This window comes from Candidatus Poriferisocius sp. (assembly GCF_965208475.1).
Classification (GTDB): domain Bacteria; phylum Actinomycetota; class Acidimicrobiia; order Acidimicrobiales; family Bin134; genus Poriferisocius.
In genome coordinates, this window is sequence record NZ_OZ242338.1 from 2,867,916 (window position 1) to 2,891,916 (window position 24,001).

The following is a 24,001-nucleotide window of genomic DNA, read 5'->3' on the forward strand; positions in this document are numbered from 1 at the left end:
GGCCAGCACCCTTAAACCCAATTCGCTCCGAACCCTCGATGCCATCCACCTGGCTAGTGCTCTGTCTCTCGAAGACTCCCTGACTGATTTCGTCTGCTACGACCGTCGACTCTCCCAAGCAGCCGCCCACCAAGGCTGGGCAATCCAGAACCCGACTTAGGCGTTGCTCAGTCCCAGCGGGGGGCGACGCGGCGCACTTGCTGGTAGATACTCAGTCCTAACTCGAAGCCAAGCCGGCCAGGCATTGGTCTCGGCGGAAGGCGGTCATAGATATAAGGCTTTGCACGACAGGCAGCGCCCTTAGTTCGGGAGAGAGTTCGTCGGCCGCCTGCTGCATGGCTTCGGGGGCGGCCTTGGCGATGGCGGTGGCCCGGTCGACTCCTTCGGATTCGGGCAGCCCTATTGCACTAGCCGCCATTTCCCATGCTTGTTTGCTCTCGGCGGTGAGGATCCGACGGTCGGGCAGGACCGACATTGCCAGCGAGTAGGAGCGGTAGTGGTGAGGGTCGTAGGGCATCATCGACCAGATGTCATAGAGCGGAGCAAGGCGGGCCCTTCCGGCGGCGAGCAGCAGGCTGTAGTTCTTGGAGTGGCCATCGGTGTTGCAAATGACCCAGTTGAACACCTGGGCGTCGAAGAAGACCCGTAGGTCGGTGTCGCGGTCGACGGAGTGGTCGGCAATGAGGCGGGCGAGGCGACGCAGGCTGTGGCCCTCTCCTCTTTCGTTCTGATAGATGGGAACGTCGGGCTCGCCACATGCCTGATGCAGATCCTCCTGGTGTATGCGTCGAATGGAACCATCCACATCAAGGCGGTCAAAACGGCGGACAACCAGCACCGGATGGCCAGCAACAACTTCAACCTCAGTCCGAACTGCGGGAAGACCGCAGTGTCTAGCCACCGTCAAACAGAGGTGCTCGTTGACCGATTGATCGTCCAAGTCCCTCATCGACGGTTTGAGGATGTGGGTAGTCGGCACGCTTCCCATTGCCTCACCCCATCTTCCCCCTTCCCGATGCAACGCAGTCTTGGCTTGGGCGCCTCCGAGGCTGAAGGCGCTGCGCCCGGTGGGACGCACCCATTGGGCAGACTCCCTCACCATCCCCAAGACGAGCTCCTCGAAGCTGGTGTCATCCAGCCACTCAACACTGCCGTTGCGCTCTTCGAGGGCATCGAAGTTCTCTGGCCGACAGAATCGGACCGCGCCGGGACAATCCAAACCGATGCGAGTGCTCAGCAGGTCGAACGGGGAGGCTGACATCGCCTGGTACTTCGCTGCCCAGCGTTCTCGGACATCTGGGTTACCGGGCAACAATCCCGACATCCATCCCTCCACCCGTTGGTCCTCGATCTCACCCTCTTCCAGCGGAAGAGAGAGCGAAAGGGGCGAAACATCGCGGCGGGAGGAATAGTCGCCGTCATAGGAGAGGCACAGCATCGGCCCTCGCCGATCAATGCGGCCGACAAAATCGTCACCGATGAAGACGAGCAGTGAATCCTCCGGCATTCGTGCTGCTCACGCGGGGCCGCTGAGGCTCTCGAACACCCGATCAATATCGGTGCGTGGGCGCTCGTGCAAGGCGAGCGATAATCCCAGCACACCAGCCAGACGCATCATTCGGTGGGTTCCGCAGCTTCCCTTTCCGTTCTCAAACCCTGAGAGCCACTGGACCGACACGCCAGCTTGTCGAGCGGTCTCCTCTTGGGTCATGCCCAGCTCCTTCCTTCTCTCCTTGAGCGCCCGAGACACCTGCGGCGGCGTCCGCAGATCCCAATTCAGAACCCCCAGAGTGTGCTGCTCCCTCATCTCATACCCCGTAACTTCGCGGATTCATGAATACATTATCACTTCGACAGAACTTCGTATATAAGTTAAGTTTGTCTTCGATTCTCATAACTTCAGAGATATACGAAGTATCCCTAGGCAAGGATAGAACTGCGGGGCAGCGACGGCTAGGTGTTCAGTCCCAGCGGGGGCAGGTACGGTGAATGGGGGGTTCTTTGAGCCAGCAGCGGGGTTGCCGATGAAACCGGGGGGGCCGAGTGGACGGATTCCGATGAATCGACCCGTAATTCCGGCAGCCTTGCTGGTGGTGACCTTGCCGGTGGCTGTTTGGCATTTGTTTGGGGACCAGACGGATTACTCGGATGAATCTCTTCGGCTGTACTTCATCTGGAGAGCGCCGGGGTGGCTGAACGAGCTGGCCCACCCGATTGGGCTCGTCTCCTCGCTGATGGTGGTGGCCGCGCTCATTTGGCTGGCGGTGGAGTATTGGCTGGAGCATTGGCGCAAGTGGTGGTTCATGGCGCTGGGGTCGCTCTGCATGCTGGGGCTCTATGCCGGGTTGGGGGGAAGGTACTCCACCAAGGGCATCACCGAGGAGGACTACGTAAACGTCAACGGCTGGTTGAGCTTGTTGAGCGTGCCCGGTGTTCTTGCCCTGCTCTTCACCATGCTCTGTGTGGCCGCATCCAAGGTCAGGCCGGAGTCGACTGCTCGCTACCTCTCCAAAGTGGGGCTCAAGCCGACGAGGCGGACGGCGATGGGTGCGCTCCTGCTGGGCGGTCTCATCTCAGCCGGTCTTTCGCTTGGCATCGCCGCAGCCAAGACCGTGGCATCACCCTCACAGAGCCTGTCGCTGAATGAGTCCATCAACCTGTCGGTGTTCTTCCTACCCCCTCTCTTATTCGTCGGGGTAGTGGGCCTTCTCACCTACCTGGCGATCATGGCCTTGGGGCTCACAGCCACCTGGCTGCTGCTTTTCCGCACCGCCGACTGGATCCGCAAGCGAACGGTCTACTGGTAGCGGTCAGTCCCAGCGGGGGCGGGGGGATTGGGGGAGCCAGGAGTCGGGTTGCTGGGCGATTAAGTAGTTGTAGTCCCAGTATTCGCGCCAGTGGGCGATCTTGTTGTCGCGGATTTGGAGGCGGCACAGCACGGGGAGGCTGGCAACGGTGCCGTCGGGGTGGTGCCAGACTTCGACTCGCTCGACGAGCACGTTGTCGCCGCTCACCCAGATGTCGGTGACACCGAGGTCGAAGCGGTCCAGGGCGCTCAGGCCCACCTCCAGCTTGGCGATGATGCCGGCGTGGCCGACGGTGCCGCCGGAGTCGGTCTCGAAGGGCATGTCCTGGTAGGTGCCGTCTTCGGTGAACAGCTCGGCCACCGCGGGCCAGTCCATCCGCTCCAGGGCGGCGAACAGGGCCTCGGCCAGTGCTCGATTCTCAGCGTCGCTCATGGTTGCCTCACTCGGGAGTGGGCAGGCCCAGGTACTGGGCCAGCATCTGGGTAGAGGGGTTGTTCTGTTCGTACTGGGCACCGTCCTCGGCACTGAAGGCCCCATACTTCACCTGCATGTTCACGATGGCCACCATGATGATGCAAAAGCGCAGACACCCCCACGCCTCGAAGTAGTCCACGTGCTCGGCCTTGCGGCCCATAGCCTGCTCCCAGCGGGCGATGGTGCCCTCCTGGTCGGCGAAGCCGGGCAGCCAGTCGACGCCGGCACCCTCGCTCAAGAATCGGTTCATGTACAAGAACCAGCCCAGGTCGACCTCGCCGGGCCCCAGATCGGCCATCTCCCAGTCGAACACGGCCATCACCTTGAAGTCTTCGCCGTACATGAGGTTGCTGGGCCGGGCGTCGCCCCAGTTCAGCTCGATAGGCATCGAGCCTGAGGGATCGTTAGCGTCGAACCAGCCCAGCGCGGCGTCGATAAGCGGCTTGGGCCGGTCCTCAGCGGCCCAGTTGGCGTAGTAGCGCTGATAGCCGAGCTGCTGGGCAAAACCGGGGCCGCCGTATTGAGGGCGCTCCACGAAGTCGAATCCGTTGGCCTTCCAGTCGGTTTTGGCCACCGCGGCCAGCGTGTCCACCGACGAGTTGTACAGCGCGGCCTGCTGTTCGGGGGTGGCCTCGAATACCCAGCCCTCCGAGAAGAACGGTGGATTGTCGGAGGGCACCCGGCCGTGCAGGCGCTCCATGATGAAGAACGGCTCCCCCAGCACTTCTCCGGTGTCCTCCACCCACAGGATCTCGGGCACCGGCACGCTGCCGCAGGCGGCCATGTTCTGCATGCTCCGGTACTGCACGCTCATGTCATAGGTGGGGAAGATGGCGTAGTCGGTGGGCCGCTTGCGCACCACGATGCCCGAATCCCGGATCTGGCCGTTGAGGGTGTAGACGGCGTCGCACACCAAGGTCTCGTTGCTGAACCCGGAGGACTCGGGGTTCACCAGAAAGGTCACTTCGGCATCGGACACGCCGGGGCGGGTGTTCATCCAGTCGGACACCGAGGCCTTGAGGGCGTCGATGTCGCGGTCTTGGGGAATAGCCATAGGAACCTGAGATTACCCACCGAAGCGGGCCGAATATCAGGCGGGGACGGGCACAACCTCCACCTTGATCCCGTTCACGATGGCATTGCCGGAGATCTCGTCCACCAGCTCGCCCGGGGCCAAAAGGTTGTTGTTGACCCCGGCGAACTCCTTGGCCACCGAGAGCTGCACCCCGTCGAGGTTGTGGCCCCAGCCGTGGGGCAGCGACACCACGCCGGGCATCATCTCGTCGCTCACCTCAACGGGCACCTCGATGCTGCCGACCTCGGTGCTCACCCGGGCCACCGATCCTTCGGCCAGGCCGATCCCCGCCGCGTCGTCGGGATGCACAATTAGCGTGCAGCGGTCCTTGCCCTTCACCAGCACCTTCACGTTGTGCATCCAGGAGTTGTTAGACCGCACATGGCGGCGGCTCACCAGCACCATTCCGTCGTCGCGCCCCAAGCGGCGCTGGAGCCGGTCCACATCGGCGGTGATGTAGGGCGGGGCCATCTCGATGCGGCCCGACGGGGTGTGGAGGATCTCCGGTATCCGGGGCACCATCGGGCCGAAATCGAGGCCGTGGGGGTTGTTTTTGAAGTCCTGCAAGGTGAGTCCGTCGGGATTCTCGCCGTAGCGGTCGCCCCGATGGCCCACCCGGATCATGAAGTCGGTCATCCGCTCGGGGCCACCGGCGTCGTAGTGCGACAGCACATGGCCAGGATCGAGGCCGAAGAACGTGCAGAGCCCGGAGAAGAACCCGTCGTCGATGGCGCGCTCGTCGATCTCGCCGTTGGATTGGCCGCCCATCAGCGCGCCCACCCGCACGAGCACCTCCCACTCGTCTGGGCGGTCGCCGAACTCGAAGATCCGGTCCGACCAGTTGCCCGCGGTGCGGGCGGCCCATGACCAGATCATCTCGTCCCAGTGGGGCTGCTCCAGAGGCGACAGCCCGGGCAGGATCACATCGGCGTGGCGGGTAGTGGCGTTGACCCAGTTGTCGATGCAGATCATGGCATCCAGCATGGGAAGCACCTCATCGAGGCGACCTGCCTCGGGCGAGCTGATAACCGGGTTGCCGGCCACCACCACCAGGGCCTTTATCTGGCCCTCGCCGGGGGTCATGATCTCCTCCGACAAACACGACACCGGCACCTGGCCCAGCACCTCGGGGGCGCCCCGCACCCGGCTGTGCCAGCGGCCGAACTCGGGCTCTTTGGGTGCCTCGAAGTTGAGGGTGGCCATGGCCGGAGCCACCGGGGTGGCGAACATCATCCCGCCGGGCACGTCGAAGTTGGCGGTGAGCAGGTTCACCACGTCGATGAGCCACGAGGCCAGCGTGCCGAACTCCTGGTTGCACAGCCCGATGCGGCCGTACACGCTGGCGCTGTCGGCCGCGGCGATCTCCCGAGCCAGCCGGCGGATTTTTTCGGCCGGAATCTGGGTGGTCTCAACCACCATCTCGGGGGTCCAGTCGGCCACCAGGGCCCGCACCTCGTCGAGGCCGTTCACGTGGCCGGCCATGGTGCCCAGATCCACCAGATCCTCGTCGAACAGCACATGGCACAGGGCCAACAAGAAGGCGGCATCGGTTCCGGGAGTGATGGGCACCCACTCATCGGCGTGGTCGAAGGTGCCGGTGCGGCGGGGGTCGATCACCACGCACTTGCCGCCCCGCTCGCGGATCTTGTCCATCTCGCCCAGCACGTCGGGGCAGGCCAACAGGCTGCCCTGGGAGGCGTGGGGGTTGGCACCCATCACCACCAGGTACTGGGTGCGCATGATGTCGGGGGTGGGGAACGTCCAAGAGTTGCCGTACATGCACACCGACGACACGTTCTTGGGCCACTGGTCGACGGTGCCCGCCGAGTACCCCATCTGCACGCCCGACAGCATCACCAGCGCGCCCACGTAGCGGCTGATGGAGAAGTTGTGGGCCGCAGGATTGCCGATGTAGTAGGTCATGGCCTCGACGCCGTAGGTGTCGCGCACGCCGTGGAGCAGCTCCTCGCAGCGGGCATAGGCCTCTTCCCAGGTGGCCTCCTGGAAGGTGCCGCTGGAGTCTTTGACCAGCGGCACCCGCACCCGGTCGGGATCGGTGTGCAAATGCCCCAGAGTGGTGCCCTTGGGGCAGATGAAGCCCTTGCTCCACACGTCGTCGCGGTCGGGCCGGATGGGGGGCAACACCTTGGTGCCCTCGGTTTTGATCACCATCCCGCACATGGCCTCACACAGCGGACAGGTCCTCAAATGGGTCTTAACCTGGCTGCCATTGCCAGACGGTTCGGGGGCTGGGGTTTCGGCGCTCACGCCGGGGATTTTACTCACATGGGGCGAAAGCGGCTTCTGTCCGACGAACATGGCCGACAAACAACATGGTTGGAGTACTAACCCATACTAATTCATGTCACATTAGTAGCAATCACCCTGGATCTGCCATAGAGTTGCACTGTGGCAAAGGTGCTCACACCCCCAACTTGGACTGATCTGGCCTCAAAAGTCCCACCAGAAAATCATCACCGCGTGATTGAAGTGCTGACGTCAGGAAGGCCAATTGATCCCAAGGGCCGATACCTTCATTGGGACGAGATGCGGCACCGGACCCCTCCCGACGGCCTCACTCTAGACGAGTGGTGGATGGGCACTGCCTACAGCCGGTTCGCAGTTGCCCGCCCGCTACCTCTAACCAGTGTGACAGGAGAGCCGTTCCGGATCTCCAACATCGACCCAATACAGGAAGCGGTTCACCGCATCGACCAGTACGCCAGCGGGCAGATCCAGGCCGATGGCGCCATCGCCAACGTGCAGTCCAGCGACCGCTACCTGGTTTCTTCGCTCATGGAAGAGGCAATCACCTCCAGCCTCTTGGAGGGCGCCGCCACCACTCGGCGAGCCGCCAAAGAAATGCTGCGAACGAAGCGGTCACCCAAGACCCACGGCGAGCGCATGGTGTTCAATAACTTCAACGCGATGATCGCCGCCGAGCAGTTGGCCCGAGAGGGCCGCCCGCTGACGCCGGGGGATGTATTGGAACTGCACCGCATCGTCACCGACGGCACGTTGGACGACGAGTCGGAATCCGGGCGCATCCAGCAGCCCGGCGAAGAGCGGGTTGTTGTGGTTGACAGCGATGACACAGTGATTCATCGACCGCCGCCGGCCGAGGAACTCCCAGGACGGCTAGAACAACTCTGCGAGTTCGCCAATGGTGAGAACGTCGAAGGTTTCCTACACCCAGTGGTCCGAGCCATTGTCCTCCATTTCTGGGTGGGGTACGACCATCCCTTTGTGGACGGCAACGGGCGTACCGCCCGGGCGCTGTTCTACTGGTCGATACTGAGATCCGGGTACTGGCTGGCCCAGTACATCTCCATCTCTGCCATCCTGCGCAACGCTCCTGGGCAATACAAGAAGTCATACCTGAAGGCTGAGACTGACAGCAACGATGCCACTTACTTCGTGATCTACCAGCTTCAGGTCATGGAGCAGGCAATCGACAGCCTTCGGGACTACCTGGCCCGAAAGACCTCAGAGATCAATAACGTCAAACAGCGCTTGCGCAGTGTCTCCAGGCTCAACAACCGCCAACTCGCCATCATCAACGACGCCTTGCACGACCCCTCCCAGGTCTTCACCATCCAAGGCCAGGCACAACTGCACCGCGTGGTATACCAGTCGGCTCGTACCGATTTGCTCGCCCTAGAAGCCATGGGGCTTTTCGCCAAAGCCAAGTTGGGCAATCAGTTCGAGTTCTATGCGGTCGGCGACATCCAAGATCGGCTACATCACCTGGTTGAGGCTGAGAAGCAACAAATCGCGCACGAGGTTGAGGCTGCGGTACGACGAAGCTGACCGCATAGCCGCTGGATATAGAACGCGAACTACTAATCGATACTAATTGATATCAAATTAGTAGCAACTGTCCGTCCTTCCCTGGTCAGCGGAGTTGGTCTACGTAGGTGTCGGTGCCGGGGATGGTGGGGATGAAGGGGGCGGACAGGGCCAGGCTGGCCTTGGGGTGGGCGGCGAGGGCGGCGTGGTGGCTGGCGAGGGCGTCAGGGAAAACGTCGGAGGGGTCTTGGTCCAAGAACCACAGCAGACACAGGCGCTGGCCCACCTTGGCGGTGGGGGCCACCGGCGGGGTGCCGGGCTGTTCGATGCGGCCCTGGGCGAACTCGCGGGGGGCGAAGGCCAGACACATCACCGCGGGCGAGCCCGGCAGCACAGAGGGCAGGTGGTCGTCGACCAGCCAATCCTCGATGGCCTGCTGATCGTCGGGGGCGGCGGCGGCGATCACCTCCACCACCAACCCCGCGAAGGGGTGGTCGAGGGCCAAGTGGGGCTTCATGGGGCCGCTTCCGGGGCGGACCACCCCAAAGCGGTACTGGTGGAAGGCGGTGTACACATGGGTGCGCTGGGTGAATCCCCGTCCGTGGGGCATGAGGGCCTCGGCCATGGCCAAAAAGCTCCACCGCTCGGTGTCGTCCTCGTGGCCCGGTGTGCTCCAGTACAGCGAGATGTAGCAGCCGGCGTCGGGAGGGTGAAACGCCGGCTCGTCCACCTCCGGGCGCAGGTCGCGCAGCGCTTTGGGGGCCACCCAGCGGCGTCCGGCGAACACCCACGGACCGTGCATGGCCCCGGAGTAGAAATGGTCGTCCTCGTACCAGCGGTTGTACGCGTTCTCGTAGCCCTCGTGGGGCTCCACCATGGTGATGAGCGCGCCCCCTATGCCGTTGTCGTTGGGCAGGTGCCGCGCCAGCCGCTCATACACCGACCGGTCGGCCGGGGTCCGATCGGGCTCGCTGAGGGTGGACATGGAATGCCTCCTTTCGGTGGCGGGAGCGGAACTTAGGTGAGTGCTCCGGTGGCGGCTAGGGCGGTGATCTCGTCGTCGGAGAAGCCGAGAATCTCCGACATGACCTGCTGGGTGTGCTCGCCAACCAGGGGGCCGGCCCGCCAGGGGCGGGCGGGGGTGGCGGAGAACAAGGTGACGGGGCCGTCGAAGGTCATGGTGCCGATGGCGCCGTGGTCCAGTTCGATGAAGAACTCCCGAGCCACCAGGTTGGGGTCGGCGTAGAAGTCGCTGGCCCGCAGAGCCATATAGGCGGGCACGCCGGCGTTGCGGAGTTCTTGGGCAGCCTCGAAGCCGTCGCGGGAGACAAACCAGGCGGCCAAGATCTCATCGGCGGCCGCGGTCTCAGACCACCGGTCGTCCACCTTGCTCAACTCGGGCACCACCGAGCGCAGGGCTTCCCACTGCTCGTCGGTCTCGGTGGCCACCGCGCAGAAGCGCTCGGTGCCCGCTACGCGGTACACCCCATGGGGAGCGGCCCGCTCGGAGCTCAGCCCGGCCTGGGTGCGCACCCGGCCGCTGTCGCGAAATTCCAGCACCAGTGGGGCGAGAAAATGTATGGAGGCCTCAATCTGGGACAGGTCTATGTACTGGCCCTCCCCGGTGCGGTTGCGGTGGTGCAGTGCCGCGGCGAGGGCAGACAGGGCGTAGCGGGGGGATATGAAGTCGGTGTAGGCCCCCCAGGGAACATGGGGGGTCCGGTCGGGCCAGCCGGTGATGGCCGCGAAGCCGCCCAGACATGCCCCGTGGAGCCCGAAGCCGGTGTGGCGGGCCTCGGGGCCGGTCTGGCCCCGCATGCAGCTCGAAAGCATCACCGCGGCGGGGTTCAGCTCACGGACGCGCTCGTAGCCGAAGCCCATGCGGTCGGCGGTGCCGGGGGTGTAGTTCTCCACCACCACGTCGGCCCACTCGATCATCCGGTCGATGACCGCCTTCGCCTCGGCGATGGTGAAGTTGAGCCCCAAACCGAGCTTCGACTGGTTCATGTTGGCCATGGGGTGCCCGGCGCTCATCGGCGAGGCGTGGGGCAGATGGGGTGGAATCCAGCGCAGGGTGTCGAGGCGGGCCTCGGTCTCCACCCGGATCACGGTGGCCCCCAGGTTGGCCAGATCTTTGGAGATGAGCGGTCCCGCCGCGATCCACGACAAGTCGGCCACCTTCAGGCCTTCGAACAGCGAGCCTCGGGGAACCGCCCACACTTTGCCGTCGGCTGTTGGCCGGGAAACGGAATCGAGGCCGTCGAGCAACTCCTGGTGCTGGCCCAGCTCAGGGGCAAGATGGCGATAGACGATGGGGGTGGCCGACATCTTGGCGAACGGCCCGGCGTGAACGGCGCCGTCGATCTCCACCCAGAAGTCCCGGGCAGCCAGTTGGGGGTCGTCGGCCAGGCGGGCCGTGGTGAAGCAAGGGGCCACCAGCATCTTGCCGGCCACCGCCCGCTCCTGGATCTCGGCCTGGGTCTTGGTCTTGATGAACGCCAAGAGGTCGTTGATGGCAATGGCGGCTTGTTCAGGGCTCAGGGTCTTGTCGGCCAGCATCTCCAGCCAGGCGTCCCAGGCCACGTCCACCAGTCCGTCGTCGAGCGCGCCCTCTTCGATCACCCAGGCCATGAGCGATTTCATCCCCCGGTTGCCCTGCTCGCCCAGCACCAGCGTCATGCCCACATAGCCGTCGGCGCAGGGCTCGATCACCGGCATCGGCACACCGGGCACGATCTCGGGGTGGGTCGCCTCGGCCCGGTCGTCGCCTCGGCCGGGAAAGTCCTGGCCCAGGGCGGCGTAGCTGGTGATCGACATGAGCGACCACATCACCGCGGCCTGCATGGAGCTGTCTAGGTGCTGGCCCCCTCCGCTGCGGTCGCGCTCGCACAGCGCCATGGCGGCGTCGGCCGCGGCCTGCATGGCCCCCAGAAACGACGTCTCCGGGTATCCCACCGGGGTGGGCACCCGGTCGTGATCGCCCTGCATGGCCAACAGCCCGCCGGCGGCCGACAAAGTCAGGTCGACCATGGGAGCGGTGGCGTCGGGCACATCGAAGCCGAACGGGGTCACCGACACATACACCAGGGCGGGGTTGACGGCAGCCAGATCGTCGGGGCCGAGACCGAGGCCGGCCAGGTGGCCGGGGGCGAATGACTCCACCAGCACATCGGCACCCGCCACCAGGGCTCTGAGCTGACCCTGGCCTTCGGGGGTGTCGATGTCGCACACCACGCTGTGCTTGCCCAAGCCCCACGCCTCCCAGAACAGCGAGCGGCCGTCTTGGGCGAACGGCGGGGCAGAGCGGGCGTCGCACCCCCCGGGGGGCTCCACCTTGATTACCTCGGCCCCCAGGTCGGCCAGAGTCTTCCCGGTGGCTTCGGCCATCCGGGTGGACAGGTCAAGGATTCTTACGCCTTCGAGGGCGCCGCTCATCGTGGCGGCGCGGCGGTGGGGGTACACGCCATGAGCCCACAGTAGTGGGCGCAGAATGCAGGGACTTCGCTGGCAAAGCCGCCGGATTTTATCGGAATGCCGACAGGGGCCGTCGGCCATTCGAGCGACCGCGCCCTTGACAGATGTGGCTACTCTGTGGCGATGGCCGACCCGATGGTCGCAGCGATAGGGGTTCAGCCCGAGCCCGCCTCGACGGTGGACTACCGGTTGGTGCGGGCCCATGTGCTGCACCGCCTCAAGAGCGGCACCCGCATGGCCAGCGACGTGTGCGACGCCCACCCAGAACTGGTGCGGGCCGGCCGAGAGGTGGGAACCGCCGCGGGGGAGCAGTGCCCGGTGTGCCAAGGGGGCGATCTGGCTCTGGTGTCATACGTGTTCGGGCCCCGTCTGCCGGCCCACGGCCGCTGCATAAGCTACGCCGAGGAGATCGCCAAGCTGGCCCGGCGCAAGGGCCGATTCACCTGCTACGAGGTGGAGGTGTGCCCCGACTGCCGCTGGAACCACCTGCTCCGCAGCTACGTGCTCCAGCCCCGCTGACCGGCGCCGGTCGACTCCAACCCTGCTGCCTGTCCTGCTCTACCGCGGCTGGGGCCAGAAGGGTTGGGCCTGCTCCAGTTGGGCGGCCAGCTGCAACAGCAGGGCCTCGGCGCCGAAGGGGGCGATGAAGTGGCTGCCCACGGTAAGGCCCCGGTCGTCCCAGTGCAGCGGCACCGACATGGCCGGCTGGCCGGTGGCGTTGGCCATGGCGCAGAACGGGCTATAGGCACCTTGGCGGGCGCCCCACTCGGCCACATCGTCGCCGGTGGCCACCAGCTCACCCAATGGCGGCGGCACCCGGGCCAGGGTGGGGGTGAGCACCAGGTCGATCCCCGATTCGTGGTATTGGCCCATCATCCGGCCCATCAGATGGCTGTCCAGCACCGCCTGGGCGTATTCGGGGCCGGTGAGGGTGGCACCCCGGGCGGCCAGCGAAGCGGCCACCGGCTCCAGGTCGTCGGCGCCGGGGGGCCGTCCGCACTGGGCCTCCCGACGCACCATCAGCGCAGCGATGTTGGAGGAGGTGATAACCCCCTGCGGGCCGCCCATGCCCCGGCGCACCGGCAAGTCGGCCTCTTCCAACCGGTGTCCGAGCTCCTCGCACAGCGCCACCGCGGCGTCCAGCGCTCCCCGGGCTGTCGAGTCGAGCTCGATCCCGTCGGCCGAGCCGTCCCATACCGCGATCCGCAGCGAGGGCGGCGGGGCGGCAATGGCCGCCTCGAATGTCTGGTCGGGAGCAGGGGCCACATAGGGGTCGCCGGGGGCCAGGCCGGAGGTGAGGTCTAACAGCACGGCGCTGTCGCGCACCGTGCGGGAGATCACATGGGTGCAGGAATAGCCGCTCCACCCCTCGCCGGCGTCGGGGCCGAAGCTCACCCGGCCCCGGCTGGGCTTGAGCCCGAACAGCCCGCAGGCCGACGACGGGATGCGGATGGAGCCGCCCCCGTCGGAGGCGTGGGCCACCGTCAGCATCCCCGACGCCACTGCCGATGCCGCCCCGCCGCTGGAGCCGCCCGCGCTGCGGCCTACGTCCAGCGGGTTGGCGCACGGGCCGAACAGGGCGGGCTCGGTAGTGGTCGACAGGCCGAGCTCGGGCGAGTTGGTGCGGCCCACCAGCACCATCCCCGCCGCCCGGTAGCGGCGCACCACCTCGGCGTCGTGGTCGTCCACCGGCGCGTCGGCGAAGTACTGCGACCCGTGGGTGGTGACCGTGCCCCGCATGGCAAAATGCAGGTCTTTGATGGCGAACGGCACCCCCCGCAGCCGCCCGTCGGCCGCCGGCTCGGGCGCCACCACCGTGGTGATGGCGTTCAGCTCGGGGTTGTGCTCGTCGATGCGGGCCATGGTGGCCTCCAACACCTCGGCCTCCGACACCTCGCCGGCCCGAATGGCATCGGCCAGCCCTACTGCATCGCTCCGGTCCAACAAGTCGTCCATGTCCCCGAAGCTAGCGGCCAACCACCCCCTAGATGCAGGCGCGGGGTGGCGCGGGGGAGGGAGTGGTGGGCTATGGTTGGGCACTACCGCCGGCAGCCGGAGTGCGCTGGACGGGGAAGGAGAACGACGATGGGCACGAAGCTCACCGCGCTGGCTATCAGCAGACGCAAGCGAAGCCTGGGTGCCGACCCGCTCGTCATGCTCACCGCCTACGACGCGCCCAGCGCGCGCATGGCCGACGAAGCCGGCGCCGATCTAATTCTGGTGGGCGACTCGGTGGCCATGGTGGTGCTGGGCCACGACGACACCATGAGCGTGACCGTCGACGAGATGGCCCACCACGCCGCGGCGGTGGCCCGCACTCGCCCCCGGGCGATGGTGGTGGCCGACATGCCGTGGATGAGCTACCACGTGTCGGCCGCCGACACGGTGACCAACGCGGCCACCCTGGTGCGGGCCGGGGCCCAGGGGGTGAAGCTGGAGGGCGGATCGGAGCGGGTGCCGATGATCGAGGCCATCATCTCGGCCGAGGTGCCGGTTATGGGCCATCTGGGGCTCACCCCCCAGTCGATGCTGGCCCAGGGCGGCTACCGGGTGCAAGGGCGCAACAGCGAGGCTGCGCTGGGGCTGGTGGCCGACGCCAAGGCGCTGGCCCACGCCGGATGCTTCGCCATCGTGCTGGAGGGCATTCCCGCGGCAGTGGGCCAGATGGTCACCGACGCGGTGGACGTGCCCACCATAGGCATCGGCGCAGGCGGCGACTGCGACGGCCAGGTGCTGGTGATTCACGATGTGCTGGGGCTGGAAACCCGGATGCTCCCCCGGTTCGTGCGCCGCTACGCATCAATGCACGCCGACGGCGTGGACGCCCTGGCCCGGTTCGCGGCCGATGTGCGCGGCGGCGCCTTCCCCAATGCCGCAGAGTGCTACGAGATGGACCCCGACGAGGTGATCGCGCTCGGCCTGTACGGCCACCAGGGATAGCGGCCGCTCCCCGGCCCCACTGCAACTGTCACACCCTGCGAGATAATGGAGCCGATGCAGTGAAGTCCCGAGAAGTCCGGTAGGGTTTTTCCAAAACAAGACCCTGCCCCGGCGATCGGGGCCCCGGCTGGAGCCGGGACCGTAGGGAGGTGAAGCTCGCCATGCGAGCATACGAATTGATGATCATCATGGATGCGGGCGTCGAGGAATCCGATGTGGTCGCCCGTATCGAGCAGGTTGCCGAGAACATCACCTCCCAAGGTGGTCAGGTGATGTCTGAAGACCGGTGGGGCAAGCGCCGCTTCGCCTATGAGATCAACCATCAACACGAGGGCTACTATCTGGTTCTCGAGTTTGCGACCGAGACGCGCGACATGGGCACATTGGAACGTCTCCTCCGACTTGCGGACGATGTGGTCCGCCACAAGCTGATCCGTCTGCCTGACGCTGAAGCCGCACGACGCGGCCTGCTGGGCGGCGGTACTCCCCTGGCTGCGGCCGGGTAATTCAAGGAGACAGAGATGGCATTCGACAACACGGTTACCGTTACCGGGAACATCACCAGAGATCCCGAGCTTCGATTCACCCCCGGCGGCAGCGCCGTGGCCACATTCGGGCTGGCCTGGAACCGGCGCTGGCAGAACCGCCAGACCAACGAGACCGAAGAACAGGTGTCGTTCTTCGACGTGACCTGCTGGAACACCCTGGCCGAGAACGTCAGCGAGAGCTTGGTGAAAGGCACTCGGGTGGTCGTCAGCGGGCGAATGGAGCAGCGGTCTTGGGAGACCCAGGACGGCGACCGCCGCAGCAAGATCGAGATCATCGCCGACGAGGTATCCCCCAGCTTGCGCTGGGCCACCGTCGAGGTGATCAAGAACGAGAGGCGCGACGGCGGTGGCGGGGGCCGCAACCAAGGCGGCGGAGGCGGGCGCCCACCCCGTAACCAGCCACAGGGGTACGACCTCGACGAGGAGCCGTTCTAATGGCAAAAGGACTCAAGAAGCCGAGGGCCAAGGACAACAGCCGGCGCCGCAAGAAGAAGGTCAGCGTCCTCACCCAAGAGAGCATTGGCTACGTGGACTGGAAAGACATCAATCTGTTGCGGCGGTTCATGTCCGACCGGGCCAAGATCCGGGCCCGGCAGGTAACCGGCAACAACCAGCAGCAGCAGAAAGAGATCGCCCGGGCCATCAAGAACGCCCGGGAGATGGCGCTGCTGCCCTACAACAACCGGATCACCACCCAGCGCAGTGCAACCCGGTCGCGCGACGACAACCGCGTCGACGGGCCGGCCCCCCAGCCAACAGCCCCGCCACCAGGCCTGCGGGGGTCGCCGGAAGCAGACGGCGCCGAGATGGACGCCCCCGAGGCCGGCGGCGACGCAATGATTGCTGAAGCAGCCGTCGACGAGGTGGCAATACCGGCGCCGAGCGCTGAGCAGCCGGCGGGCGCGATGGGCGGCGGCGAGGAGACGGCGCAATGAATGTCGTACTGCGTGAAAGCGTGGACGGTCTGGGCAAGAAGGGCGATGTAGTGGAAGTGGCCGACGGCTACGCCCGCAACTTCTTGATCCCTGCCGGCAAGGCCTTCAAGTCCTCAGCCGGGGCGGAGCGCCAAGCGGAGCGCATGCGCCGCTCGCGTGAGTTGCGGGATGCCAAGGAACTGGCCGAGGCCCAGGAAATGGCCAGCAGGCTGGTGTCCACCCCCATCCACATTGCGGCTCGCGCTGGAGCGGAGGGCAAGCTCTTCGGCTCGGTAACCACCGCCGACGTTGTGCGGGCGGTGGCCGAGCAGGCCAACATCATGTTGGAGCGCAAGGCACTGTCCTCCGAGGGGATCAAGGAACTGGGCAGTCACATGGTGACGGCCAAACCGCATCCAGAGGTGGAGTTCCCCATCACCGTGGAGGTAATTGCCACCCAATAGCCCCAGGGAAGCCTACTTTGGCAAATCCCCAGGTTATCCACCCATATCCACGGGCCTTCCCCTAGCGGCCCACAACGGGGATCCGCGAAAGTAGTCAACCGTGGCCTCCGATTCGACCCCATATAACTGTCACTGGTCATCGGTACTCTGGGCACAGCTGTGAGCGATCCCTTCCAATACTCCGACGGCGGCGGCTACTCGTCCTCGCCGGGCCGCTCAGGGCGGGTGCCGCCCCATGACCTCGAGGCCGAGGAGGCGCTGTTGGGGGCAATGCTGTTGAGCCGCGATGCCATCGCGGATGCGGTGAACTTGATCCGCCCCGGACATTTCTATCGGCCTGCGAATGCTCATGTGTACGAGGCAGTGTGCTCGCTGTACGCCAAGGGGGAGCCTGCCGATGCGGTGACGGTGGCCGCCGAGCTGAATCGGCTGGGCTTGGCCGACAAAGTGGGGGGCAACGCCGCATTGGTGAGACTCCAGACCGGCACTCCGGCGTCGGCCAATGCGGCCAAGTACGCCAACATCGTGCATGAGGCTGCCACGCTCAGGAAGCTGATCGAGGTCGGCGGGGAGATCGCCGAATTGGGCTACGAGGGTGCCGACGATGTGGTCAAGACTGTTGACTCAGCCGAAGCGATGGTGTACCGGCTGGCCGCCGACCGCATGGGCGACACCACGGCCAGCCTGGCCGAACTCCTGCCGGCCAACTTGGAGCGCATCGAGAAGCTCTACGAGCAGGGCGAGGTCATCACCGGCACCCCCACCGGTTACAACGACTTGGACGCGATCACCAGCGGACTCCAGCCCAACACCCTCGTGGTGGTCGGTGCTCGGCCCTCGGTGGGGAAAACCAGCTTCGCCTTGGGCATGGCCGCCCACGCCGCCATCCGGGCGGGCAAGCCGGTGCTGGTCTTCTCGCTGGAGATGAGCCAACTCGAGATCAGCCAGCGGATCCTGTGCGCTGAGGCCCGGGTGGACGCCAGCCGGGTACGCACCGGCAAACTCACCGACCAGGACTGGACCGACATCAGCAACGCTTTGGGACGCCTCGCCGACGCGCCCATCTGGATCGACGACAACCCTGCGGTGACCATCATGGAGATCAGGGGCAAATCCCGGCGGTTGCGCAGCCAAACTGGCGACCTTGGCATGATCATCGTCGACTACCTCCAGCTCATGACCGGTCGCCACTCCGCCGAGAACCGCCAAGTAGAGGTCTCCGAGATCAGCCGAGGCCTCAAGATCCTGGCCCGTGAACTGCAATGCCCGGTAGTGGCGCTGTCCCAGCTTTCTCGGAATCTGGAGCAGCGCCAGGATAAACGGCCGATACTCGCCGACCTGCGGGAGTCGGGCTCCATCGAGCAGGACGCCGACATTGTCATGTTCTTGTATCGCGACGAGTTATACAACCCCGAAACCCAAGACGCCGGCATCGCCGAAGTACTGGTGGCCAAACACCGCACCGGACCTACCGGCAAAGCCAGCCTGGCCTTCATCAACAACCACACCCGCTTTGCCAACATGGCCCGGGGGGCGTAATCAGCGGGTGCTGTCAGGTTGATGGCCTATCGCCGGATGGGATAGGGCGCCCGTCGGTGTAGGAGATGGTGTTGTTGGGGGTGGCGGGAGTCCGGGGGCCCTCGAAGAGGATGCCGGTGAGGTTGAGGGGGTCGCAGGCGGCGATGTTGATGGTTTGGCCGGTGCGAGGACGGTGGACGGCGGTTTGGAGCTGTTCGGCCGCGGCGGGGAGGGCGAACTGCTCGCCGCTGAAACCGGTGACGAAGCGGCCGCCGCGGACCAGGCCTCTGTCCTCAAAGCGGCGCAGGGCCTTGAGGATCTCTCGCCAGGGAGTAGCGATGGGGCTGGCCGGGTGGTGGGCGAGGTCGCGAAACACCACACCCCAGCAGGTAAGCATTTGGTGCGCGGCGGCCTCGGCAAGGTCTTCAAGGGGAAAGTGCTCAGCCTGGGGAACGAGCGACCAGCGGCCGGGGGCGGCGGGGACTTGCTGCTGCTGGCTGTTATGGCCGCGATTGACGCGCATTGCCCGAGTTCTGAGAGCCTGCGAGCGGAGGCCCTGACCAGGGCGGTGGCGGGTGGGGCGGCGACTGGGGCGGCTCAGCAGCGACCGGACGGCGGCGAACCCGTCGGCGGTGAACAGGCCGAGGGCGACGCCGCTCCAGAGGGCCCGCTCGATGTCGTCGGGCAACCGGTGGGTGGCTGCGGCCAGGTCGGGCAGAAAACTGGCGCCTTGGGCAGCGAGGATGTCGGCGATTTCTTGGATGGGGCCGGATTCGGGGCATTCAAGATCGCGGGTGCGGGCGGCGGCCAGTAGCCAGGGAAGGTCTTCTCGAAAGGCAAGGGTGATGGGCGTAGCTTTTCGAGGGGCCATCGTGTTGGCCTTGGCGGGGGTAGTGGGCGGGCTGAGCCTGAGCCAGGCGAGCTCGCCGCGGTAGCAGAGCTCGTCGAGCCAGAGGGGGTTGTAGTCGGGCAGTCGCTGGGCGATGATCTGCTTCTCCCAGGTTCCGGCCGGGAGATCAAGGCCCTGGAGTTGCTCGAGGATCTTGGTGAGGCCGGGGCGGCCTCGAACCGTGGTGTCGGGAGTCAGGCGGTGCCAGTCGAGGAGGAAGCGCATGAAGTCTTGGGCGGAGGCGGGTTGGATAGAGGCGCGCTTTTGCCTTCGGGACAGGTAGGACATTCGTTGGAGCAAGCGTCTTGAGCACCATGTTTCGCGCGATCCACCGGCGTGGGGAGCACCCCCCTTTTTTTGTTGGTTGGGGGTGGGTTGGACCGGTAGGTGGTTGGCGCGCATGGCGGTGCCTTCGGATTCGAGGGCGGCCAATGACTGTTGGACGGTGGGGAGAGTCAGGGCAGTCTTTTTTGCCAGTTCTTCGGGGGTGGTGGGGCCGGTGATTTCTAGGTGGCCGCGGATCTTTTCTATTGCCATTTCGGGGGTTAGGGCGGTTTCGGACAGTTCTGTGGTGGTCCAGAGGGGGGTGTTGGTGGGGGATTGGATGGTTTGGGCTCGGCCTTTGGATTCGAGTTCGTTGTAGAGATCGGTCCATTCGGGGTGGGGGTGGGTGGTTACCAGTGTGGTCAGGAGGTCGTGGAGTTCGTCGGGGGTTCTTGGGTCGGGGGTTATTTCTTCGATTACTTGGGTTATGGCGTCGGGGGTGATTTGGGAGAGGGCTGGTTGGTCGAGGGTGGGGGGTTGGCGGTCGTTTCTTGGGCGGAGGCCTCTTGGGACGGTGACGGCGTTGGTGCGGCGGTCGACTATTTCGGCGTCGTCCAAGAAGGCATAGGGGCGGGCGTTGACGATCTCGTGGCTGAGCGGGGAGGGCTCAGCGGTGTCGCAGAAGTGGGTGCGGACCTGCCCGGAGCGGATATCGGTGAGGAGTTGTTTGAGGCCGTCGACGTCGAGGGCTTCGTGGAGAGTGTCGTGGAGGGTTTGGCGCACCAGCAGGTGGTCGGGGATCTCGATGGGTCCGGCGACGTTCTCCTGGCAGGCGGCGGCGCCGGGGAACACGGCGGCCATGATGTCGTCGGCCTCCATGCGCTGGATGGGGGGTGGGTTGCGCTTTCCGCCCCGGCTGCGGAGCACCACCAGCGCCCGGTTCAGGTTCCAGCGCCACCGGGCGGTGAACATGGGAGAGTCGAGCACGGCTTGGGTCAGCACCTCCTCCACCGAGTCCGGGTGCAAAAAGGCGGGGACGTCGCTGAGGGGGAAGCTGTGGTGGGGACCGAGCGACAAGATGATGGCGTTGTCGTTGGCCGCGGCCTGGAGCTCGAAGTCGAAGCGGCGGCACAAGCGCTTGCGCAAGGCCAGGCCGAAGGCCCGGTTGATGCGCCCACCGTAGGGCGAGTGGACCACGAGCTGCTGGCCGCCGGTGTCGTCGAAGAAGCGCTCGAACACGATGTCGGTGTGGGTGGGGACTGTGCCGAGGGAGGCTTTGGCCGCGGCTATGTAGGTGACGGCCTGCTCGGCGATCTCTGCGGTGGTGTCGTGGGTATGGGCCAACTGTTCGGCGGCACGGGCAAGGGCGATGTCGTCGAGGGGGTTGACTTCGGGGTCTTCGGGCAGGAGTTCTTTGATGGAGGCGCGCAAAGCGGACACCTGCTGGGACAGCTCGGTGGTGCGGGCGGGGGCCTCGCCGAGCCAGAAGGGGACGGTGGGCGGGGCGTCGCCGGCGTCGATCACCCGCACAGTGCCGGCAACCACCTGTTTGATGCGCCAAGAGTGGGAGCCGAGCAAAAAGATGTCGCCGGCCATCGACTCCACCGCCCAGTCCTCGTTGACGGTGCCGATGAAGGTGTCGTCGGGCTCGGCCACCACCCGGTAGTCGCCGTTCTCGCCGATGGCCCCACCGGAGGTGAGGGCGGCCAGCCGGGCGCCCCGTCGCCCCCGCACCTCTTGGTTGACGGAGTCGTAGTGAAGGTAGGCGCCTCGGGGACCCCGGCCGGTGACCACTCCCCGAGCAGCCTGCTGTATGGCCTCGTCGAACTGCTCTCTGGGGAGGCTGGCGAACGGGGCCGCCCTGGTGAACATCTGATAGAGGCCATCGACGGTGTGGTTGTCGTCGGCGGCGGCTTCGGCGATGAGCTGCTGCACCAAGATGTCGAGGGGGGCTTGCGGGGGACAGATGGCGTCGAGTTGGCCCTGGTGGACGGCACCGATGAGGGCGAGGGATTCGATGAGCTCGTCTCGGGTGAGGGGCCACAGGCGGCCCTTGGGTGTGCCGTGGCGGCTGTGGTTGGAGCGGCCCACCCGCTGGAGGAAGGTGGCAATGCTGCGGGGGGAGCCCACCTGGCACACCAGCTCGACCGGGCCGATGTCGATGCCCAGCTCCAGGGATGCGGTGGCCACCAGGGCCTTGAGATCGCCGGCGCGGAGGCGATGCTCGGTGCGGTAGCGGCGCTCAGTGGACAAAGAGCCGTGGTGGGCGGCCACCGCATCCTCGCCCAGGCGCTCGGCCAGTTGGTGGGCGATGCGCTCCGACAGGCGCCGGGTGTTGACGAACACGATGGTGGTGTGATGCTCTCCGATGAGGGTGGCCATGCGGTCGAGGATCTGGTCCATCTGGGCGTGGGAGATCACCGATTCGAGCTCGTCGTCGATCAGCTCCAAGCGGATGTCGAGGTTTCGCTGGTGGCCAGTGTCGACGATGGCGCAGCTGGGTTCGGCTGCGGCTGGGGCGGTGGCGGCTGCGGCGGGGGTTTTGGGGATGCCGGTGAGGAGGTTGGCGATGGTGGCGATGGGGTGCTGGGTGGCCGACAGGCCGATGCGGGTGGGGCGGTTGTTGGCCACGTGTTCTAGGCGCTCGAGGGTGAGGGCCAGGTGGCTGCCCCGCTTGTCTCGGGCGGTGGCGTGGATCTCGTCGACGATCACCGTCTCCACGGTGCGCAGCACCTCGCGGCTCTTGGCCGCGGTCACCAGCAAATAGAGCGACTCGGGGGTGGTGACCACGAAGTTGGCCGGCTTTTTGATCATGGCGGCCCGGGTGTGAGCCGGGGTGTCGCCGGTGCGCACCGCCACCGTCAGCGGCGGAGGGTCGAAGCCCTGTTGTCGGGCTATTTCAGCGATCTCGGCCAGAGGGCGCTCCAGGTTCTCGGCAATGTCGGTGGCCAGGGCTTTCAGCGGCGACACGTACACCACCTGGCTGGCCTTGGCCACCGTTTGGCCAGCGGCGTGGCGCTTATAGAGGTTGTCGATGGCGATGAGGAACCCGGCCAGGGTCTTGCCCGACCCGGTGGGCGCGGCGATCAGCGTGTCTTTGCCCGACGCAATAGCCGGCCACCCCTGAGCCTGCGCCTCAGTAGGCCCCCCCGGAAACCGCCCCTCGAACCAAGCCGCCACCGCCGGGTGGAACTCATAGCCGATGTCGGCGACCACGCGGGGCGCAGCATGAGTCGGAAAAGCCACAGCCAAAGAGTACCGGGCGGTTGTGACAGGCTCAGCGGGTAGCGGGCGGCCTGACGGAAATCTGGGGATGAAAGATAGTGATGTGTGTATAGTTAGGCGTATGCCACGGATGCAGGTTTATTTGCCGGATGATCTACATGCGGCGGTCAAAGAGCACGGATTTCCCGCCTCTGAGATGCTGCAGAAGGCCGTTCGGGAGGAGATTCGACGACTTGAGCTGATCAAGGCAGGTGAGGAGTACTTGGAGGAGCTGCGGGCCGAGGTAGGGCCTTCTACACCAGAAAGCGAGGCCTGGGCTGAGGAAATCGTAGGACAGATTGTCCGCCATTCCGAGCAGACCGCTAGCTAGTGACACTCGTGGTTGATTCGGGCGGAGTCTCGTTTCTCACTGGCACAACACTTGAAGCGGCTGATGTAATCCGAGGGTTCCAGCGCGAAGGGCTTTGGCCACCGGTGGTGCCGTCACCTGTGTTGGTTGAGTGCATGCAAGGTGACGCAGGAAAAGACGCCAGAGTCAATCTGCTTCTCAAATCATGCGAAGTAGTGGAATTGATTGACATCGGATTGGCCCGGAGGGCCGGTTGGCTTCGAACTCGTGCCCAGAGAGGCTCAGCGATTGATGCTCTTGTAGTTGCCCTGGCCGAACCAGGAGGTTCGGTGCTCACCTCTGATTCCGGCGATCTACGCGCCTTGTCGGCGTACGCCCAAGACGTGCGCATCGTTTCGATTTAGGAGACAACGCGGGTGGGATCTACTTGGGGTGGGCGGATGTCGAGGAGGGACTATGACGCTCGGTGGGAGCGGCTGGCCGCTGAGGGGCACAACCCGCATGGGGAGGCCGACTTTGTGGACTCGCTGCTGGGGGGCTTGGGGCGGGTGCTGGACGCCGGGTGCGGGACGGGGCGGGTGGCTGTTGAGCTGGCCCGGCGGGGGTATGAGGCCGTGGGGGTGGACGTCGACGACGAGATGATCTCGGGGGCTCGGGCCAAGGCGCCGGAACTGGCGTGGCACCAATTCGACCTGGCCTCGTTTGATTTGGGGGAGACGTTTGACGCGGTGGTGATGGCGGGCAACGTGCTGCTGTTCACCGCGCCGGGCACTGAGGCCGCGGTGGTGGGGCACTGCGCCGCCCACATCTCCTTCGGCGGCACGCTGGTGGCCGGGTTCCAGCTACGGGGCGGGGGCTACGGGCTAGATCGCTACGACGCCGACTGCGATGCGGCTGGATTGGCCCTTTCGGAGCGGTATTCGACTTGGGAGCGGGGGGCGTGGGCCGGCGGCGACTACGCCGTGTCGGTCCACCGCTTGGTGTAGGCGCGCTTGGATACAGGCGCGAGACTGGGGGGGTGCTGGGTGGGCCGGAGATCATCACGTTCTTGCTGCTGGCGCTGGGAGGTGCGCTGGCGGTGGGCAACATCGCCGCGCTGATCAATCCCGAGGGGCCCCGACGGCGGGCACAGGGTCCGCCGCCCCCGCCGGGCGCTCCCGATGAGCCGGTCAAGCCGAAGGTGGGGCGCAGCGTGGTGATGATCATGGTGGGCCTGGTGATCGTGATATGGGCCATCGCCAGCCTCATCGGGGGGTGAGCCTTCCCGCCCG

At 65.7% G+C, this 24,001-nt stretch carries 21 protein-coding genes and 1 pseudogene; 13 read left to right on the forward strand and 9 right to left on the reverse strand.

The window, feature by feature from the left end:
* Positions 1 to 217: 217 nt before the first annotated feature.
* Entirely contained in the window at positions 218 to 1,507 is a 1,290-nt protein-coding gene (locus tag ACOGXA_RS13375; RefSeq protein ID WP_419924359.1) for a HipA domain-containing protein, read from the reverse strand.
* Between the two features lie 9 nt (positions 1,508 to 1,516).
* Positions 1,517 to 1,807, reverse strand: a complete 291-nt coding sequence (locus ACOGXA_RS13380) for a helix-turn-helix domain-containing protein (RefSeq protein WP_419924360.1) — start codon at positions 1,805 to 1,807, stop codon at positions 1,517 to 1,519.
* A 250-nt stretch (positions 1,808 to 2,057) separates the two neighbouring features.
* Here ACOGXA_RS13380 and ACOGXA_RS13385 point away from each other — a divergent pair, with 250 nt between their 5' ends.
* On the forward strand, positions 2,058 to 2,807 hold the full coding sequence (locus ACOGXA_RS13385) for a hypothetical protein (RefSeq protein WP_419924361.1): 750 nt from the start codon (positions 2,058 to 2,060) through the stop codon (positions 2,805 to 2,807).
* 3 nt (positions 2,808 to 2,810) lie between these two features.
* On the opposite strand, the gene ACOGXA_RS13390 is transcribed toward ACOGXA_RS13385, so the two are convergent.
* From ACOGXA_RS13390 to ACOGXA_RS13400, 3 genes are read right to left on the reverse strand one after another with little or no spacing between them, the layout of a single operon-like run.
* Positions 2,811 to 3,239 (reverse strand): nuclear transport factor 2 family protein, encoded by a 429-nt coding sequence (locus ACOGXA_RS13390; RefSeq protein ID WP_419924362.1) that lies wholly within the window; start codon positions 3,237 to 3,239, stop codon positions 2,811 to 2,813.
* 7 nt (positions 3,240 to 3,246) lie between these two features.
* Positions 3,247 to 4,335, reverse strand: a complete 1,089-nt coding sequence (locus tag ACOGXA_RS13395; protein ID WP_419924363.1) for a phosphotransferase family protein — start codon at positions 4,333 to 4,335, stop codon at positions 3,247 to 3,249.
* 36 nt (positions 4,336 to 4,371) lie between these two features.
* Entirely contained in the window at positions 4,372 to 6,624 is a 2,253-nt protein-coding gene (locus ACOGXA_RS13400; protein ID WP_419924364.1) for a molybdopterin-dependent oxidoreductase, read from the reverse strand.
* A gap of 213 nt (positions 6,625 to 6,837) precedes the next feature.
* Between ACOGXA_RS13400 and ACOGXA_RS13405 the strand changes: the two genes are divergently transcribed.
* On the forward strand, positions 6,838 to 8,166 hold the full coding sequence (locus ACOGXA_RS13405; RefSeq protein WP_419924365.1) for a Fic family protein: 1,329 nt from the start codon (positions 6,838 to 6,840) through the stop codon (positions 8,164 to 8,166).
* Between the two features lie 85 nt (positions 8,167 to 8,251).
* Here the strand turns inward: ACOGXA_RS13405 and ACOGXA_RS13410 are convergent, their stop codons facing one another.
* Entirely contained in the window at positions 8,252 to 9,130 is an 879-nt protein-coding gene (locus ACOGXA_RS13410) for a hypothetical protein (RefSeq protein ID WP_419924366.1), read from the reverse strand.
* Positions 9,131 to 9,162: 32 nt separating this feature from the next.
* A complete protein-coding gene (locus tag ACOGXA_RS13415) occupies positions 9,163 to 11,607 on the reverse strand; it encodes a CaiB/BaiF CoA transferase family protein (RefSeq protein ID WP_419924367.1) in 2,445 nt (814 codons plus the stop codon).
* Between the two features lie 135 nt (positions 11,608 to 11,742).
* On the opposite strand from ACOGXA_RS13415, the gene ACOGXA_RS13420 reads away from it, so the two are divergent.
* The gene (locus ACOGXA_RS13420; protein ID WP_419924368.1) at positions 11,743 to 12,138 is read left to right on the forward strand and encodes a DUF5318 family protein; all 396 of its coding nucleotides are present in this window, start codon (positions 11,743 to 11,745) and stop codon (positions 12,136 to 12,138) included.
* Positions 12,139 to 12,177: 39 nt separating this feature from the next.
* Here ACOGXA_RS13420 and ACOGXA_RS13425 read toward each other — a convergent pair whose 3' ends face one another.
* Positions 12,178 to 13,575 carry an amidase gene (locus tag ACOGXA_RS13425; protein WP_419924369.1) on the reverse strand — a complete coding sequence of 466 codons (1,398 nt, stop codon included), beginning with the start codon at positions 13,573 to 13,575 and terminating at the stop codon, positions 12,178 to 12,180.
* A gap of 129 nt (positions 13,576 to 13,704) precedes the next feature.
* Here ACOGXA_RS13425 and panB point away from each other — a divergent pair, with 129 nt between their 5' ends.
* The 6 genes and pseudogenes from panB (at position 13,705) to dnaB (ending at position 18,024) form a co-directional block, all read left to right on the forward strand.
* The gene (gene panB, locus ACOGXA_RS13430) at positions 13,705 to 14,559 is read left to right on the forward strand and encodes a 3-methyl-2-oxobutanoate hydroxymethyltransferase (protein ID WP_419924370.1); all 855 of its coding nucleotides are present in this window, start codon (positions 13,705 to 13,707) and stop codon (positions 14,557 to 14,559) included.
* Between the two features lie 149 nt (positions 14,560 to 14,708).
* Entirely contained in the window at positions 14,709 to 15,065 is a 357-nt protein-coding gene (gene rpsF / locus ACOGXA_RS13435; RefSeq protein WP_419924371.1) for a 30S ribosomal protein S6, read from the forward strand.
* 15 nt (positions 15,066 to 15,080) lie between these two features.
* The gene (ssb, locus tag ACOGXA_RS13440; RefSeq protein WP_419924372.1) at positions 15,081 to 15,542 is read left to right on the forward strand and encodes a single-stranded DNA-binding protein; all 462 of its coding nucleotides are present in this window, start codon (positions 15,081 to 15,083) and stop codon (positions 15,540 to 15,542) included.
* A pseudogene (rpsR, locus tag ACOGXA_RS13445) lies at positions 15,542 to 15,790 on the forward strand (30S ribosomal protein S18); the annotation flags it as partial. The gene ssb and the pseudogene rpsR, both read left to right, overlap by 1 nt.
* 248 nt (positions 15,791 to 16,038) lie before the next feature.
* Entirely contained in the window at positions 16,039 to 16,485 is a 447-nt protein-coding gene (rplI, locus tag ACOGXA_RS13450) for a 50S ribosomal protein L9 (RefSeq protein ID WP_419924373.1), read from the forward strand.
* Positions 16,486 to 16,644: 159 nt separating this feature from the next.
* On the forward strand, positions 16,645 to 18,024 hold the full coding sequence (gene dnaB / locus ACOGXA_RS13455) for a replicative DNA helicase (RefSeq protein ID WP_419924374.1): 1,380 nt from the start codon (positions 16,645 to 16,647) through the stop codon (positions 18,022 to 18,024).
* Positions 18,025 to 18,037: 13 nt separating this feature from the next.
* On the opposite strand, the gene ACOGXA_RS13460 is transcribed toward dnaB, so the two are convergent.
* A complete protein-coding gene (locus tag ACOGXA_RS13460; RefSeq protein WP_419924375.1) occupies positions 18,038 to 22,402 on the reverse strand; it encodes a DEAD/DEAH box helicase in 4,365 nt (1,454 codons plus the stop codon).
* Between the two features lie 100 nt (positions 22,403 to 22,502).
* On the opposite strand from ACOGXA_RS13460, the gene ACOGXA_RS13465 reads away from it, so the two are divergent.
* The 4 genes from ACOGXA_RS13465 (at position 22,503) to ACOGXA_RS13480 (ending at position 23,988) form a co-directional block, all read left to right on the forward strand.
* Positions 22,503 to 22,751, forward strand: a complete 249-nt coding sequence (locus ACOGXA_RS13465; protein ID WP_419924376.1) for a hypothetical protein — start codon at positions 22,503 to 22,505, stop codon at positions 22,749 to 22,751.
* 134 nt (positions 22,752 to 22,885) lie between these two features.
* Complete coding sequence (locus tag ACOGXA_RS13470) at positions 22,886 to 23,134, forward strand: PIN domain-containing protein (RefSeq protein WP_419926985.1); 249 nt, start codon at positions 22,886 to 22,888, stop codon at positions 23,132 to 23,134.
* A 36-nt stretch (positions 23,135 to 23,170) separates the two neighbouring features.
* The gene (locus ACOGXA_RS13475) at positions 23,171 to 23,716 is read left to right on the forward strand and encodes a class I SAM-dependent methyltransferase (protein ID WP_419924377.1); all 546 of its coding nucleotides are present in this window, start codon (positions 23,171 to 23,173) and stop codon (positions 23,714 to 23,716) included.
* A gap of 32 nt (positions 23,717 to 23,748) precedes the next feature.
* Positions 23,749 to 23,988, forward strand: a complete 240-nt coding sequence (locus ACOGXA_RS13480; RefSeq protein WP_419924378.1) for a hypothetical protein — start codon at positions 23,749 to 23,751, stop codon at positions 23,986 to 23,988.
* The last annotated feature ends 13 nt before the right edge of the window (positions 23,989 to 24,001 follow it).